This is a genomic window from Gracilimonas sp. (assembly GCF_040218225.1).
Classification (GTDB): domain Bacteria; phylum Bacteroidota; class Rhodothermia; order Balneolales; family Balneolaceae; genus Gracilimonas.
This window is the reverse complement of the sequence record NZ_JAVJQO010000002.1, coordinates 277,667-294,195: the sequence shown is the minus strand read 5'-3', so window position 1 is coordinate 294,195 and position 16,529 is coordinate 277,667. Positions and strand designations below refer to the sequence as shown.

The 16,529-nt window shown below is 42.4% G+C and carries 14 protein-coding genes; 8 read left to right on the top strand and 6 right to left on the bottom strand.

Translation table 11 applies throughout. The features are described 5' to 3' along the window. The first annotated feature begins 28 nt into the window (after window positions 1–28). The 3 genes from RIB15_RS01315 (at window position 29) to RIB15_RS01305 (ending at window position 5,012) form a co-directional block, all read left to right on the top strand. Window positions 29–3,289 (top strand): S41 family peptidase, encoded by a 3,261-nt coding sequence (locus RIB15_RS01315; protein WP_350200343.1) that lies wholly within the window; start codon window positions 29–31, stop codon window positions 3,287–3,289. Window positions 3,290–3,407: 118 nt separating this feature from the next. Continuing rightward, window positions 3,408–4,022, top strand: coding sequence for an inorganic pyrophosphatase (locus tag RIB15_RS01310; protein WP_350200342.1), 615 nt, complete (start codon window positions 3,408–3,410; stop codon window positions 4,020–4,022). Between the two features lie 6 nt (window positions 4,023–4,028). Then, a complete protein-coding gene (locus tag RIB15_RS01305; protein WP_350200341.1) occupies window positions 4,029–5,012 on the top strand; it encodes a cation diffusion facilitator family transporter in 984 nt (327 codons plus the stop codon). A 5-nt stretch (window positions 5,013–5,017) separates the two neighbouring features. Here RIB15_RS01305 and RIB15_RS01300 read toward each other — a convergent pair whose 3' ends face one another. Together RIB15_RS01300 and RIB15_RS01295 are read right to left on the bottom strand one after the other, a co-directional pair. Then, window positions 5,018–6,169 carry a ribonuclease D gene (locus RIB15_RS01300; RefSeq protein ID WP_350200340.1) on the bottom strand — a complete coding sequence of 384 codons (1,152 nt, stop codon included), beginning with the start codon at window positions 6,167–6,169 and terminating at the stop codon, window positions 5,018–5,020. A 126-nt stretch (window positions 6,170–6,295) separates the two neighbouring features. Next, window positions 6,296–7,183, bottom strand: a complete 888-nt coding sequence (locus RIB15_RS01295) for an aldo/keto reductase (RefSeq protein ID WP_350200339.1) — start codon at window positions 7,181–7,183, stop codon at window positions 6,296–6,298. Between the two features lie 146 nt (window positions 7,184–7,329). Between RIB15_RS01295 and RIB15_RS01290 the strand changes: the two genes are divergently transcribed. The 3 genes from RIB15_RS01290 to RIB15_RS01280 are packed head-to-tail and all read left to right on the top strand — an operon-like array spanning window position 7,330 to window position 10,377. Further along, the gene (locus RIB15_RS01290) at window positions 7,330–7,587 is read left to right on the top strand and encodes a DUF4212 domain-containing protein (RefSeq protein ID WP_350200556.1); all 258 of its coding nucleotides are present in this window, start codon (window positions 7,330–7,332) and stop codon (window positions 7,585–7,587) included. Window positions 7,588–7,589: 2 nt separating this feature from the next. Beyond that, window positions 7,590–9,356 (top strand): sodium:solute symporter family protein, encoded by a 1,767-nt coding sequence (locus RIB15_RS01285; protein ID WP_350200338.1) that lies wholly within the window; start codon window positions 7,590–7,592, stop codon window positions 9,354–9,356. A gap of 34 nt (window positions 9,357–9,390) precedes the next feature. Next, a complete protein-coding gene (locus tag RIB15_RS01280; RefSeq protein ID WP_350200337.1) occupies window positions 9,391–10,377 on the top strand; it encodes a DUF4915 domain-containing protein in 987 nt (328 codons plus the stop codon). Here the strand turns inward: RIB15_RS01280 and RIB15_RS01275 are convergent. From RIB15_RS01275 to RIB15_RS01260, 4 genes are read right to left on the bottom strand one after another with little or no spacing between them, the layout of a single operon-like run. After that, window positions 10,374–10,814, bottom strand: a complete 441-nt coding sequence (locus RIB15_RS01275; RefSeq protein ID WP_350200336.1) for a cytochrome B — start codon at window positions 10,812–10,814, stop codon at window positions 10,374–10,376. The two genes, RIB15_RS01280 and RIB15_RS01275, sit on opposite strands and share 4 nt — an antisense overlap. A 49-nt stretch (window positions 10,815–10,863) precedes the next feature. After that, a complete protein-coding gene (locus RIB15_RS01270; RefSeq protein WP_350200335.1) occupies window positions 10,864–11,223 on the bottom strand; it encodes a DUF1499 domain-containing protein in 360 nt (119 codons plus the stop codon). A 32-nt stretch (window positions 11,224–11,255) separates the two neighbouring features. After that, a complete protein-coding gene (locus tag RIB15_RS01265) occupies window positions 11,256–11,810 on the bottom strand; it encodes an LOG family protein (RefSeq protein ID WP_350200334.1) in 555 nt (184 codons plus the stop codon). Then, window positions 11,810–12,970 (bottom strand): cysteine desulfurase family protein, encoded by a 1,161-nt coding sequence (locus RIB15_RS01260; RefSeq protein ID WP_350200333.1) that lies wholly within the window; start codon window positions 12,968–12,970, stop codon window positions 11,810–11,812. Before RIB15_RS01260 ends, RIB15_RS01265 begins: the two co-directional genes overlap by 1 nt. Window positions 12,971–13,195: 225 nt before the next feature. Between RIB15_RS01260 and RIB15_RS01255 the strand changes: the two genes are divergently transcribed. Continuing rightward, the gene (locus RIB15_RS01255; RefSeq protein WP_350200332.1) at window positions 13,196–14,389 is read left to right on the top strand and encodes a phosphoglycerate kinase; all 1,194 of its coding nucleotides are present in this window, start codon (window positions 13,196–13,198) and stop codon (window positions 14,387–14,389) included. Between the two features lie 166 nt (window positions 14,390–14,555). Continuing rightward, window positions 14,556–16,505: a DUF3858 domain-containing protein gene (locus RIB15_RS01250; protein ID WP_350200331.1), complete on the top strand. Its 1,950-nt coding sequence runs from the start codon at window positions 14,556–14,558 to the stop codon at window positions 16,503–16,505. Window positions 16,506–16,529: the final 24 nt, after the last annotated feature.

The window sequence follows — 16,529 nt, the reverse complement described above, 5'->3', positions numbered from 1 at the left end:
AACTAATTCAAATCAAAACTTCACCAACATGAAACGACTTATACTCACGCTAACCATTGTGGCGATGACGGGCTCTGCATATGCCCAAATCAGTGCCAAGCTGATGCGCTACATGGATGTATCTGAATCACAAATTACCTTTGTTTACGGGGGCGATATCTGGTTGGCTCCCAAAGATGGAGGAACCGCTGTACAGCTGACTTCGTCTCAGGGAGAAGAATCCTGGCCACGTTTTTCACCAGATGGAACCGAAATTGCCTACACAGCCAGCTACAATGGAAATGATGACGTATATGTGATTCCGGTGAAAGGTGGGATTCCACATCGGGTAACTTATCCATCGTTTAGTGATCGGATGGTGGAGTGGCATCCGGATGGAGAGCGTCTGCTTTTTGCTTCGCGGCGAGAAATGGGGCAGCGTTCGGCTAATGAGTTTTATATGGTTTCCAAAGAAGGTGGAATGCCGGAGAAATTGGAACTGCCTTATGGAGAGCTGGCAAGTTTTTCACCCGATGGTAACAAGTTAGCTTACATCACCAAGATCACAGAGAATTATCCGTTCAAAAGATATAAAGGCGGACTGGCATCTGATATCCTGATCTATAATATGAAAAGCAACAAGGTAGAACGAATTACGGATAATGAATATAACGACGGTAAGCCGGCCTGGTTTGGTGATAAAGTCTATTTCCTGTCTGATCAGGGAGAAAATTTCAGACTTAACATCTGGGAATACAATACCGCTGACGGAAGTATGAATCAGGTTACCAATTTTGAGGAGTTCGATATTTCGTTTTTGTCGGCTGGACCGGAAGATTTGGTCTTTGAGATGGGCGGTGATTTATATCTCATGAATCCCGAAACCAATGAATATGAAGTAGTAGAAATTGATGTGGTCAGTGATCTGTCTAATGAAATGCCTCGGGAAGTGGATGTGAGTAATAACATCCAGCATATGACTGCTTCCAAAGAAGGAAAAAGGGTGGTTTTTGAAGCCCGGGGTGAATTATTTAATGTGCCGGCTACGGAAGGGTATTCCATGAATATGACGAAATCGAGCGGAGCTTTTGACCGGCATCCGTCATGGTCGCCTGATGGAAAACACATTGCCTACTGGAGTGATGCAGATGGTGAGTATCAGATTTATTTAGCGAAAGCGGATGGACCAGGTGAGCCGCAAAAACTGACTTCCCGCGACAAAGGTTATGGCTATTCGCTGTATTGGTCACCGGATAGCAAGCATATTGCGTTTATTGATGAGACTAATACCATATATAGTGTCAATGTAAATAATGGGAATGTAACAGAAGTCGGGAATACAAACTGGAATGTAGGTCACGGTGGAAGAGATGGCTACCCGATTTCCTGGTCGCCGGATTCCCGCTGGATAGCATTCACTTCAGGAATGGACAATGCCAACTATGCAATCATGCTTTATGATACCGAAAGCAAAGAATTACATCGGGCAACAAGTGGATTCTATACTTCATCAAATCCGGTTTTCAGCAATGATGGACAATATCTATACTACACCACCAACCGAAATTTCGATGCGGTGTACTCAGATTACGACAACACCTGGGTCTATCCGAATTCCACACATTTGGTTGCCGTGAGCCTCACCAAGGAAGTGCCTTATTTACTGCAGCCTAAAAATGATGAAATTCCGGAGGAGCCGGAAGAAAAAGAAGAAGGTTCTGAAGAAGAAGCAGAAGAAGAGCTTAATGTTGAAATCGACTTTGATGGATTTGAAAAACGGATTACAGTTCTCCCCGTAGCTCCTGGAAACATGGGGAATGTGTTGGGCGAATTTGGCGAAGGTATGATCGTATATATGCGTTTTTCAAATACCGGATCGGATGGAGGTCCGCCAAAGCTTGTGGCGTATGATGTGGATAAACGCGAGGAAGTCGTGATCATGGAAGGCGTTGGCGCAGCTGTGCCTACAGCCGATCGTAAAGCGCTGCTGGTTCAAAGCCGTGGACAGTATGGAATTATTCAGCCTCAGCCCGGGCAGAGCATTGAGAAGCCGGTTCCTACAGATGGCCTTGTGATGGATTTGATTCCAAAAGACGAGTGGAGACAAATCTTTACCGATACCTGGAGGCGACATCGTGATTTCTTCTACGATCCGGATATGCACGGTGTAGACTGGGATGGATTGAAAGAACAATATGGTTCTCTTATTGATGATGCACGAACCCGCTGGGATATTTCCAATCTGCAGTCGAATCTGGCCGCAGAGTTGAGTGCAGGTCATACCTATACGTTCGGCGGTGATAACGAAAGTGTGGATTTCAGGGGAACCGGTTACCTCGGAATTGACTGGGAGAAAGCTAATGGTAAGTATCGGATCAAAAAAATCATCACTCCGGCGGAATGGGATACGGAAATTCGGTCTCCTTTTGACCGGCCGGGAGTTACTGTAAATGCAGGGGATTACATTCATTCTGTGAATGGTGAGGAATTAGATTCGGATAAAGATCCATATGCAGCTTTTGAAGGCTTAAGCGGAGAAACCGTTGCACTTATGATTAGCTCTGATGGAAAACCGGCTAGTGCTCAGAAAGTAATTGTGAATACCCTAAGTCAGGGCGAAGAAGGTCAGTTGCGCTATCTTGCCTGGATTGAGAATAACCGTAAGACCGTGGAAGAGTTATCTGACGGTAAACTCGGATATATCTATATGTCGAACACCTCTTCTCAGGGACAGCTGGAGCTCGTTCGAATGTACTACGGTCAGCTGGATAAAAAAGGTTTTATCATTGATGAACGGTTTAATGGCGGAGGTCAGCTGGCTGACCGATTCCTCGAGTTAATGCAGCGACCGGTAGTTTATAATCTGCATTGGCGCCACGGAAAAGACCATACACAGCCTATTCACACTAATACCGGACCAATGGGAATGCTTATTAATGGTTGGGCAGGCTCTGGTGGAGATGGACTCCCATGGGCATTCCAGGAACTGGAAGCCGGGCCTATTGTTGGGGAACGTACGCTGGGTATTTTAGTGGGTCCGGCAACCGGACATCAGCTGATCGATGGCGGTGGTATTACCGTTCCGGGTGCACGTTTGTATGATAATGACGGGCATTGGTTCTGGGAAGGCGAGGGAGTTCGCCCTGACATCCCGGTTTGGGATAATCCGAATATGCTGATGCAGGGCCGTGACCCACAGATGGAACGGGTAGTCGAAGAAGTGATGAAGATGGTGGATGAGTCATCCAACAAGATGACACCAGCACCCAAACCCGATGACCGTTCAGCTCAAGGGCTGAAAGACAACTAAAATTCAAACCCCGGTTAACCACCGGGGTTTTTTTATTTAATAAAATTTCGGATCAGCAACTCTCAGTCATTAGTTTTAACTTTAGTTACATCAAAATTCTAACACTCACCATTGAGCTATGAATTTTCCCAATCCTTTTTTCCGATGGAGGCCGCATCCGTGGCATGGACTGGAAGTTGGCGCCGAACAGCCAAAGATCGTCAACGCTTTCATCGAACTTACCCCATTCGATACCATTAAATACGAAGTGGACAAGAAAACCGGTTATATGAGGGTTGATCGCCCACAACGAAGTTCGTCTTTGCCACCATCTCTATACGGATTCATTCCCCGGACTTATTGCGGGAATCATGTTGGAGAACTGTCGAATGAAGATGTAAAAGGAGATGGCGATCCACTGGATATTTGCGTGCTGAGTGAACGTCCCATTGATCGAAACGAGGTGATTTTAAGCGCCCGGGTAATTGGCGGATTGCATATGGTAGATCATGATGAAGCCGATGATAAAATCATTTCCGTCCTGGATAATGATACCTATTACAGCAATATTCACAGCGTGAATGATTTGCCTCCTGTGCTGATTGAGCGGCTCCGTCACTATTTTGGAACTTACAAACTGATTCCGGGAAAAAATCAAAACGATGTATATGTGCAAGGAATCTTTGATGCCGATCATGCTTACAAAGTAATCGAAGCTTCTATCAAAGATTACGAAGAAATGTTTGGTGAATAGATCCTGATGGCTAAAGCTCAGGAAAATATCCGGGTTCAGTGGTTTATCGTGGCGGTTGCGGTGATACTGTTTATTATCAAAATGGCTGCCTGGTATTTGACCAATTCCGTAGCCGTTTTAACCGATGGACTTGAAAGTATTGTGAACGTACTCAGTGGGTTTATTGGCTTATATAGTCTCTATTTGTCGGCAAAACCAAAGGATGAAAATCATCCCTATGGACACGGAAAAGTTGAGTTTATATCAGCTGGAATAGAAGGGACGCTTGTTACCCTTGCCGGACTTTTTATTGTAGCTGAAGCTATTCAAAGCTTTATAAATCCCGAACCTCTTAAAAGCCTGGATCTTGGGATTATTCTGATCGCCATTTCAGCGGTAATCAACTATGGGTTTGGGTACTGGGCTTATCAAACCGGAAAAAAGAACGACTCGTTAGCCCTTCAGGCAAGCGGGCGTCATCTGCAAACTGATACCTATACCACGATGGGTATTATTGCAGGATTGGTGCTTATTCGCTTCACTAATATCCTATGGCTGGATGGAGCTGTAGCTATTCTGTTTGCGTTGCTGATTATCAGGATGGGCTTCAGGATTCTGAGAGCAGCAATAGCTGGAATTATGGATGAAGCAGATGAGGAATTGCTAGCAGATTTGATTACCTATTTACAGCAAAACCGGGATCCAAAATGGATTGATCTTCACAATCTTAGGATCACCAAATATGGTCGTATCCTGCATGTAGATGCTCATCTAACTCTACCCTGGTATCTGACTGTTAAGGAAGCACATGCTCAGTTAGATAAAATTGAAGCACTCATCACCAAGAAGTTTGGAAACCGAATTGAGATTTTCATCCATACCGATTTCTGTCAGGAATTTTCTTGCTCACTATGCAAAGTGGAGAACTGTGAAGTGCGTCAGCATCCATTTCAGGAGCGACTGGAGTGGACCGTAGAAAATGTAGCCTCTGATGGCAAGCACCGGTTGTAGGCTAGCTATACATATTCACTCAAATCCAGGTCCAGCTCTTCGGCATATCTTCGGAGCAGTTTCACTTTATAATCAGGCATCAGTTCAGTTTCACCGGCAATAATCTCTTTGGTGAGCCGGTTGGGAAGGATAAAAGACTTGGCATGTTTGCCAAAATCCGTAACCAACCGATCTTGTATGGGAGATAGCAACCTATTTTTGATGTCATTGATCTGGTTTTGCTCATTTCTCATAGCCCGGTATTCCTGACTGGACATTGTGTCGCTTGCCTTACGGGAATCAGATAATTGCTGCTCCTTGGCTTCATGGATAGAAGAATCAAGTACCGACTGTAACTGAGATTTAAAACTTTCATTCTTAATCCCTCCGTAAACACCTTTGGTTTGTTTCCAGTCATGTACACGAGTGGGATTTTGAGCCAAATCACTCACAATTTTTTTGCTTACCAGATGGTACATAGGCTTGTTCAGTTCACGGGCCTTTTCATCAAAGAAATCCATCAGCCTGCAATAGATAAACCATTCAAAAACGGTGAGGTTATTTTTGTCCTTTTCCTTGATGAGGTTGTTGTGATCTTCATCACTGTAATCAAGATGATCGAATATCGCATTCTCTTGTTTGATCCAGTCCAGAATACCATGCTTTTCAGCCTGTTCGTCAAGTTTGGCTTTGAACTCGAGCAGATAAATGACATCATCAGCGGCATATTGTTTTTGATTTTCAGAAAGAGGGCGTTTCCACCAATTGCTTTGCTGAGATGAGCTATTTACATCTACATTTAAAACCTCTTTGATGAGATTGGTTAGGGAAGCCGGTTCATAATTCAACAGGCTGGTAGCGGCATCCAGATCGTACAGGTTCTTGGGGAAGCAGTCAAGGGAATGAAGTAGCCTGAGGTCTTCTCCGAAAGCGAACACTACTTTCTGAACATCCGGATGTTCAATAGCAGGAAAAATGGTTTTAATGTCCAGATTATGACTCAGGGGATCTACCAGATAGCAATCATCTCCGTCATAGATTTGCATCAGACACATGTTAAACCCATATCGATACCGATTGCGGTCAAACTCCAGGTCTATAGCAAACTCTTTGGACTGCTGAAGCTCAGAATTTAGTTTTTCGAGATCTTTATTCTCCGTGATGTAGTGAATAGCCATGTATGGTATAGGATGAAATTCTAGATAGCCAATGTATCAATATTGCAGCGAAATTACAGAGATTTGAGATATTTTGATTCTCGATTTAAAGTTAGCCTGAGAAAGAAAAATATAACGACTGATAAGCTATCTATGCTGCTCGTAAAACTTAGGCTCTAGTATTTCTTTAACAGCTTCTAATTGGCTGGCTTGGATAGGTTGGTCTGAAGCCTGGATAATTTCATCAAGCTGCTCTTTTGTTCTTATGCCCAAAACAGCAGAAGCAACAGCCGGATGTTGCAGAACATATTGAACGGCTACTGAAATTGGATTTCCTGTATTATTGACAACCTTCTGAAGAGCCTCAACTTCTTGTCTGGAATATCCCTGGTAGTCATGTGGGGCCTTATCGATGAGTAATCCTTTTCCAAGCGTTCCCCGGGTTATAACGCTGATGTCATGTTCAGCAAGCAGGTCCAGACTTTCTTCTTCCGGACGGCGATCCAGTAAACCATATTGCATCATTACACAATCCATTCTTGATCGTTCCACATATTGACGTATAGTATTTGGCCGGATGGAGGAGATTCCATAAGCACGGATTTTCCCCTGATCCTTAAGCCGGTCAAAGGCTTCAATAATTTCGTCAATGGGATCATCGATAGTGCCACCGTGCAGCATATACAAATCAATATATTCTGTTTGAAGGCGGCGCAAACTTTCATTCACCCCGGTTAAAATATATTCTTTTGTGGGATTCCATTCCCAGCCGGAACCATCTTCATTCCACACATTTCCTACCTTGGTCGAAATAATGACTTCATCCCTGTACGGTTTCAGCGCCTTTCCAACTACTTCTTCATTCAAACCCCGATTGTATAGATCAGCTGTGTCAAAGAAATTAATGCCTTTATCGTGAGCCTCACGGAGAAGGGAAGAAGTGGAATCCGGGTTTTTCTCTACTTCAAGAGACATGCACCCAAAACTGATTTCACTTACTTCTATATCCGAATTACCCAACTTATGATACTTCATAATTTCCTTTTTTTATGTGGAGTAATATAATTAGAAGTGTGCAGGAATGATTCCTTCCGTTTTTACGGATTCTGTCCAGCCAAAATTTGATTCATTCCTTCAAATACCGCATACTAAGCCGGAATAAAACTATGGAGGTCATACAGATGGAAGAACGCGACTTGAAAGGATACTGGAAAAGAAACCTGAAATACCTGGGTATCTTGCTCAGCATCTGGTTTGTGGTATCATATGGGTTTGGAGTTTTACTCGTACCTGCCTTAAATGAAATTCAGATTGCAGGCTTTAAGCTTGGCTTTTGGTTTGCACAACAAGGCGCTATTTACACATTTGTAATCCTCATTTTTGTCTATGTGTATTTGATGAACAAATTGGACCGCGAATTTAAAGTGGATGAGGACTGATCATGGATGTACAAGTTTGGACCTATATTTTAGTTGGGATAACCTTTGCACTTTATATTGGAATTGCGATTTGGGCAAAAGCTGCTACTACCAGTGACTTCTACGTTGCAGGAGCTCATGTAAATCCGATTACAAACGGCATGGCTACAGCCGCAGACTGGATGTCAGCGGCTTCCTTTTTATCTATGGCTGGTTTAATCTCCTTCATGGGTTATGACGGCTCTGTTTACCTGATGGGGTGGACAGGTGGTTATGTGCTTCTGGCTTTATTGCTGGCGCCTTATCTCCGGAAATTCGGAAAGTTTACCATACCGGATTTTATTGGAGACCGATATTATTCCAACTTTGCCCGAACGATCGCGGTAATTTGTGCACTCGTGGTTTCCTTCACCTACGTAGCCGGACAAATGCGCGGTGTAGGGCTTGTATTCTCAAAATTCCTGGAAGTAAACATCGACTTTGGAGTCTTGATTGGAATGGCAATTGTGTTTTTCTATGCAGTATTAGGAGGGATGAAAGGAATCACTTACACGCAGGTTGCTCAGTATTGTGTGCTGATTTTTGCTTTTATGGTACCCGCTTTCTTTATCTCTTTTCAACTCACAGGTAATCCCATTCCGCAGTTTGGATTTGGTTCGACCTTAGCGGATGGATCAGGACAATATCTGCTTGAGAAGCTTGATCAACTGCACACTGAACTTGGGTTTGCAGCCTACACCAGTGGTACTAAAAGCATGCAGGATGTGTTCTTTATCACTGCCGCATTAATGATTGGTACAGCCGGACTGCCACATGTGATTGTACGATTCTTTACCGTTCCCAAAGTGAAAGATGCCCGCGTTTCGGTAGGTTATGCACTGATTTTTATAGCTATTCTGTATACGACAGCTCCGGCCATCGCTGCCTTTGCCAAATACAATATGATGGAAACGGTTAGTGAAGAAGAATACACGGAAATGCCTGCCTGGTTCAATACCTGGGAACGAACGGGACTACTAACCTGGGTGGATAAAAATGATGACGGCATTATTACCTATGCTCCCGGTGAAGCTATGGTAGGATTACCGGATATTCAGCGAAATGCCGATGGAGAAATAATTCGGGGAGCATTTGGTGAGGTAAAGGTCAACAATGAACTCACAGATACTAATAATGAACTTTATGTAGACCGTGATATCATGGTTCTGGCTAATCCTGAAATCGCAAACTTGCCAGCCTGGGTTGCCGGATTGGTAGCCGCAGGTGGTTTGGCAGCGGCCCTTTCGACAGCTGCAGGATTATTGTTGGTAATATCCACAGCTGTATCACATGATTTAATCAAAAAGCAGATTAAAACCGATATTTCTGATAAAGCCGAGTTGATGTGGGCACGTATTTCGGCAGCAGCAGCAGTAGTTGTAGCCGGGTATTTTGGCATTAATCCCCCGGGTTTTGTGGCAGAAGTGGTAGCTATTGCCTTTGGGCTGGCTGCGGCTTCATTTTTTCCGGCTATCATACTTGGCATCTTTTATAAGAAAATGAACCGCCAGGGAGCTATCGCCGGAATGATCGCCGGACTACTGTTCACGCTTTCCTATGTGGTGTTCTTCAAGATTGCCTTCCCTGAATTCAACTCACCGGAATACTGGTGGTTTGGTATTTCACCGGAAGGAATTGGTACACTCGGAATGATTCTGAACCTTCTGGTTTCGTTTGCAGTTGGTATGATTTTCCCAGAACCACCGGAAGATGTGCAGGAGATGGTGGAGAGCATTCGCTATCCTAAATAGCTAAATAAGTAACTGTTTAATAATATTTCAAAAAATGGCAATTAATCATCATTTGCTGGTTTTAGGATCACAGAATGCTAAAAAAGAGGATCAAAAAATCGATAGAAGCAAAGTTCGTCCCGTACAGTTGGTTACGCCCGATGAAAGGGTAAAACAGGTTAATTTTTTTAATGACTGGGGAAAAGTAGGAGTAAGTTCGATAGCCTGGGACCTGGCCCGCTTTCCTGATGAATTATTTGTTTCGGTTAATGATGAAATCCGAAGATTAAATGCGAAGACCAGGGAGTTTGAAGTATTAGATTTAGGTGAAATCGGGGATTTACACGACATCCATTTCATAGATGACTTGCTCTGGATTTCTAATACAGAGTATGATCAGGCTATTGGATATGATGCTGAAAAAAGAAAGGTTGTAGAAAAAAGGTCACTTGATACATTCCGATTAAGTCTGGATGATATCGATAGGGATGAAGACATAGAAAAAGTAAAAGATCGCTTTCACTGCAACCAGGTTTTTAGAGACTATAATGGAGACTTGTGTGTACTTATTCACTCCATCAACGGCTGGCTTTTTTATAGGGTGTTATTCGAGATGTTGGTAAAAAAGCAGGGAGATGGAGGTATTATCAATCTTGATAAACAGGAAGTGATACAATTACGTCTACAGAGCCCACATTCTGTACGTAAGATAGATGGTGATTACTGGGTACAAGATAGCAGTGATTTGTCAACCAAAATTTTCGATAAGGAATGGCAGTTTAAGGATACCATTAAAACAGGAGGGTTTGGCAGAGGTGTAGATTTTTCGGATGATGATACAGCTTACATTGGGCTTTCAGCTACCAGAAAACGATACCTGAAACTCATCCCTACATCAGAGTATCATTCTAACCGCATATTGGTTGTGGGTATAGATAAAAAGGATAAAAGACAGGAAATACCTATCCCAAATATTGAGCAACTGGATAATGTATATATCCTGGATGAGCCTGTAAGAAAGTTATTTGAAGAGTTGGTCTAAAACCATCCGGCACCCAATCCGCGGAAAGGCCATGGGATTGAAGCAAGGATGATAGCCAGCCCAATTCCATACATGATGGCAATTCGCTTATGCTTTGCCACAGAGTCTGATAAACGTTTGGCTGTACTAAATCCAATAGTGATGAGTGCAATAGCAATGATCATCATTGACATATGTTCGACGGTATAAAAACGTAACAACTGACTTTCCATTACTCCGGACTGGAAGGATACTTTTGGGCTTATAAAATAAAGAGCCAGGCCAATCAACAACTGGATATGGGTGAAAATCAGTGCCAGCAATGCAGCCAGTCTATCTGATTTTTGATAATCTTTTTTGCCAGCCCAGCCGGTGGCAGACTTGAATAAAGCCCAAACAATTAAAACCAAAACAATCCATCGGAGACCAGAATGCGCGTGTAATAAACCTTCGTACATATGCTAATATTATTTTTCTTTGATTACGTCGGGTGAATATAGCCAAGAATTAGCTCTTAATCTTATTCTCTGCTTTTTTGAGAATGCGTTTAACTCTGCGATTGTTGACGCCAAGGTCGTAGGCACCAAGCCGGCTCGCACTTCGGATATAAACAGTTGTGATGCCTGCGGCTTCTTCCATAATTACATCTACATCATCTTTAAAACCAAAAACAGGAATTCGGTAAACGGCGTGTAATTCTATTCGTTTTGGGTCAATCACTTCCCATCGGTATGCTTCTTCATCAAAAACACGGACGAAGGCTTCATACACTTTTTCAACTCCTGCCAGATATTCTTCTGAAGTTCGGATGCAATTTGGAGTTACCGGGCAGGGCGGAAGCGGATTATTCTGGGAAATTTTTGGCATGAGCAGATTGAAACTTGTTTATGGAGAAAGAATCAATCCTCTTCGAAAAAACGTTCCAGCATCTCAATACAAGAGTCAATCTCAGTACACACCTTAAATAGGTTCAGGCTTTTTTTGCTAATGTAATCGTATTGAATAGCACTTTCCGTAAACTTCACCAATCCATCAAAATAACCTTCGCTGTTAAGCAGAAATATGGGTTTATCATGAATGCCCAGTTGCCTCCAGGTCAGGATTTCGAAAAACTCATCAAGGGTTCCAAACCCACCCGGCAGGATAAGGAAAGCATCTGAAAGAGATTCCATGAGTGCTTTTCGGGTGTGCATGTCTTGTGTTTCGTGAAGATCTGTAAGTTCAGTATGGGCAACTTCCGCTTTTTTAAGTCGGGTTGGTATCACCCCAAAAACATCACCACCGTTATCGAGGGCAGCGTCAGCAAGCTTACCCATCATCCCTACTTTTCCGCCTCCGTAAACCACACCCCAGTTTCGGCGGGCTATTTCCCTGCCGGCTTGTTGGGCCAATTCGGGGAAACGAGGATTATTACTTTCACGGGAACCGCAATACACGCAAATATTTTTCTTCATCAGGCTACAGAAAACATTCTTTTTAATACAGAGTCCAGCTTTTCAACGAAGTAAAGTACATCCTCTTCTGTGTTTTGCTTTCCGAAGCTAACCCGAATACTGGATTTTGCAAGCCCTTCTTCCATGCCGATTCCATTGAGTACGTGAGAAGGCTCTACAGCTCCGGATGTACAAGCGGAACCGTTAGAAACACAAATTCCTTCGATATCCAGATTCAGAAGCAGCATCTCGCCATCTATGTATTTACCCTGATCATCACTAAAAGATAAATTCACAATATGCGGCACTCCATTATCTTTAGGGCCATTTACATTGTACTTGAAGTCCAGTTTCTCATCCATAGTGCTAAGCAGGAGAGAACGAAGTTTCTTGAAACGACGGGTATGATTATCCATTTCACTAACCGCAAGTTCAAGTGCTTTGGCAAAGCCAACGATACCAGGAACGTTCAGCGTGCCTCCGCGCCGGCGACGTTCCTGTGAGCCACCCTGCATCCATGGAATCCATTTTGAGCCGTTTTTTATATACATGATGCCGGTTCCCTTTGGGCCATAGATCTTATGGGCACTCCCGCTCAGGAAGTCAATATTAAGGTCTTTTACATTCAGCGGGATTTTCCCAAGGCTTTGAACGGTATCAGAATGAAGTGGTACACCATGCTCTTTACACACTTCGGCAATTTCTTTTAGCGGGTTGATGGTGCCAATTTCATTATTGACATGCATAATGGTTACTAAGGCGGTATTCTCCGTGATAGCCTCTTTTACAGCATCAGCGGTTATAGTTCCGCAATCCTTTGATTTGGCAAATACGGGTTTTACACCCTGCATCTTCGCTAACTCAACGGTGTGAAGTACAGCATGGTGTTCGAGCTCGGAAGTAATAACTTCCTTCTTGTCGCCAGAAACAGCAAGTACACCTTTAATAACCGCATTGTCACTTTCGGTTCCGCCGCTGGTAAAAATAATCTCAGAAGGTTCAGCACCTATCAGAGTAGCCACTTTTTCGCGGGCATCCTCAACAATAACCTTGGATTTCTGCCCAAGGTGATGGGGAGAGTTGGCGTTGCCATAATTTTCTTTCAGGTAAGGAAGCATGGCTTCCAGCACGCGATCATCCAATGGAGTGGTGGCGGCGTGATCTAAATATACCGTTCGCATTCAACAGGTTAGATTTGAGTTACATTTTTTGCCCTGAGAAAATATCCATTATTTGATTGAAAAGCAGACATAAAAGCGCTTTCAATATTAGGATTCAAAAGAGTAACGTTTTTATATGCTTATCTGGCCGAAGTGGATTCTATTTCAATTCATTAAAACTTCATTTCGTGAAGAGATCTTGGTACATTTACACCTGAAATAAATAACAAATTCATTACTCAACTCATGGCTAAACTCACACTCAACGATGTCGATGTAAAAGGCAAAAAAGTACTAATGCGCGTAGATTTTAACGTGCCCATCGAACATGGTGAAATCACTGATGACAATCGAATTGTACAAGCGCTGCCTTCTATTAAACATGTCATTGATCATGGGGGGCTGTTGATTTTGACAAGTCACCTTGGCCGGCCATCGGGGATTCCGGAACCTGAGTTTTCACTGAAACCAGCAGCGGACCATTTAGCCGAATTGATCAATACTAAAGTCCATTTTGCTGAAGATTGTATTGGGGAAAAAGCCGAGGAAGCTATATATAATGCCAAACATGGAGAAGTGGTTGTTTTGGAAAATGTACGTTTCCACAAAGGAGAGACGAAAAACGATGAAGAATTCAGCAAAGCCCTCGCTGCTCATGCCGATCTGTTTGTAAATGATGCCTTTGGAAGCAGTCACCGGGCTCACGCTTCGGTAGCCGGGGTAACCCGATATCTTCAGCCGGCAGTTTCCGGTTTTTTACTGGAAAAAGAAATTAAATATCTGGAAGAAAGTATAAACGATCCCGACCGGCCCTTCGTGGCTATTTTGGGTGGAGCCAAGGTTTCTGATAAAATTGGGGTAATCGAAAACCTGATTCCTAAAGTGGATACCATCATTATTGGCGGTGGAATGACTTACACGTTCTATAAAGCAAAAGGCTGGCCAATTGGGAATTCTCTGGTTGAAGACGACAAAGTAGAGTTAGCTAAAGAACTGCTCAAAAAGGCAGAGAATCAGGGCATCCGGTTTATGTTACCGATAGATTCTGTGGTAGCAAAAGAATTTAAAAATGATGCTGAACATAAAGTGGTAGATGAAGATGGTATCGAAGAAGGCTGGATGGGACTAGATATTGGACCACAATCTTCTATTGCTTTTGGAAATCAGATTAAGTCTGCCAAGACCGTACTCTGGAATGGGCCTATGGGCGTATTTGAAATGGAGAACTTTGCGGATGGAACCTTTTCTGTTGCTGAAGCTCTTGCAGAAGCCACTAAATTTGGAGCAACCACTATTATCGGAGGGGGAGACTCGGCTGCAGCTATCAAAAAAGCCGGACTTAGTGATGATGTATCCCACGTTTCTACAGGCGGTGGGGCGAGTCTTGAGTACCTGGAAGGTAAAGAATTACCAGGTGTTGCATGGCTGACGGATAAGTGAAATTAGTTTCCTTTTTAAAAGCCCTCTTCATTTACTGATGAGGGTTTTTTTGTTACATGAGTAGAATTATAACAAAAAACAATGATTTAGAGTTGAATTAAAGAAAAGTTTAAACTAATCTCTCAGAAATTATTTAAAGGGAATTTAGTTTAAAAAAGTAGTCCGAATGCGATTAAGCTCTTCATTCATTCTATTTGTGGTAGCTTTCTTTATATCAATTAGCTATTCACTTTCTGCTCAGGATCGTGAATTCGGGGATGTGAGAATCGCTGATTTTTTTAACTACGACCAATCTTATGATAGTACTTCTCCAGCTATTGCACTTTTTGATGTAGCTAAAGTCCACTTCGATGATCGCTATAATGTGTATATGCAAAGACACACCAGGCTGAAAATCTTAAACGAGTCTGGTCTTGATTACGGTAACATAGAACTGGTTTTTGATCGGGATATAGACCAGCACATTAATGATGTAAGGGCAGTTACATATACTATGGATAAGGGGAATCTCAAGAGATCAGAAATATCACGAAAAGATGTTTTTGAAGAAAAGCTTGTGGAAGATATTTATGCAAAAAAGTTCACAATGCCGAATGTTGAGAAGGGAGCCATTCTGGAATATTCTTATCAAAAAAAGTTGGGCAACCCATTTTATTTACCTGATTGGGAGTTTCACAAAGAAATACCTGTTCAACATAGCTCCATATATTTGAGAATACCCTGGCGGTTTAAATATCATATGGTTTTTAAAGGAACAGATACTCATTATATAACCAGGTCTGGCAGCTTAAAACAGGCATATGAAAATGAGTACTTTATTGAAATTTCGAAGGATAGTTTGCCCCCGGTTGAAGATCTTCCATTTATAGATAGCAGAGATAATTTTATTTCCAAGGTATTCACGCAGTTGAATTTCGCCTATAGGGATAATGGAAGTAAAATTGAATATCTGAAAGATTGGGAAAAAATCTCTGATGAAATAAGAAGCCATCGAAATATTGGTAAACAAAAGACCAACAGAGAAATTCGGGCTAAGGTTGAAGAGCTAACGCAGGGCATGACGTCAAAAATAGAGAAGATGAAGAAAATCTTTGAGTTTACTTCTACCTATTTGTCTTTTAATGGCCGTCATCAGGTTATTTCGGAAAAAGGAATCAGAGATACATTTAGGGATAAAACAGGGTCTTCCGGCGACATTAATATTCTGCTTTACAAGATGCTCGAGGAGGCAGGCATAGATGCGTCTTATGGTCTTATGAGTACACGTAGTAATGGGTTGGTGCTAACCGATTATCCCATCATAAACCAGTTTAACCATATTGTTGCAATTGTAGAGTTAGGTGGCAGAGTATTTACATTAGATGCTACTGAAGGAAAACGATCTGTCTTTTTACCTCCGGTTAAGAACTTGTATCAATTTGCCTATGTAGTACAAGACGATAGCTATGGATGGTATGAAGTTGTGCCATCTCAAGAGTCTGAAACTAATTCGGTTCTGTCTTATGAAATTGATTTGTCAGGTAAAGCTAAGGCAGAATGGACGAATACCAGTATAGGCTACCCTGCACAAAGCCGGAGAAATCTTTTGACTGCAGGAAATATGGAGGACGCTACTAAAGGGATGTTAAAAGAGATCGAAAATGTACACATTGATACAGTAATTATTCGGGGGATGGGGAATTACGATAATACGGCCGTTCATTTCACACAATTCAGTTTTGATATGTTCAACGGTGACAGCCTCAGAGAAGTAAATTATTTTAATCCATTTGTGTTTCTTGCCGATCAGGAAAACTTATTGGAAGCACCAACCCGTGAGTTTCCGCTTTACTTTCCATATCCCATTAAAGAATCCAAGAGCATAATCATAAAGATTCCTCAGGAATATATGATTGATGAATTGCCAGCATCTACAACGGTTTCAATGCCTGATAATAAAGGGATGTTCAGCTTACAAGTAAGCTCAACTGATTCAAACATTCGTATAACTTCGGAGTTTTTTATCAACAAGATGTTTTACGAAGTCGGGGATTATGAAAAACTTAGAGAGATGTTTCTGGAGTTAGCAGCAAGTCATTCAAAAACGGTGGTCATCAAAAAAATTAATCAAAATTAAATTCTGTACACTGCAGAATTACAA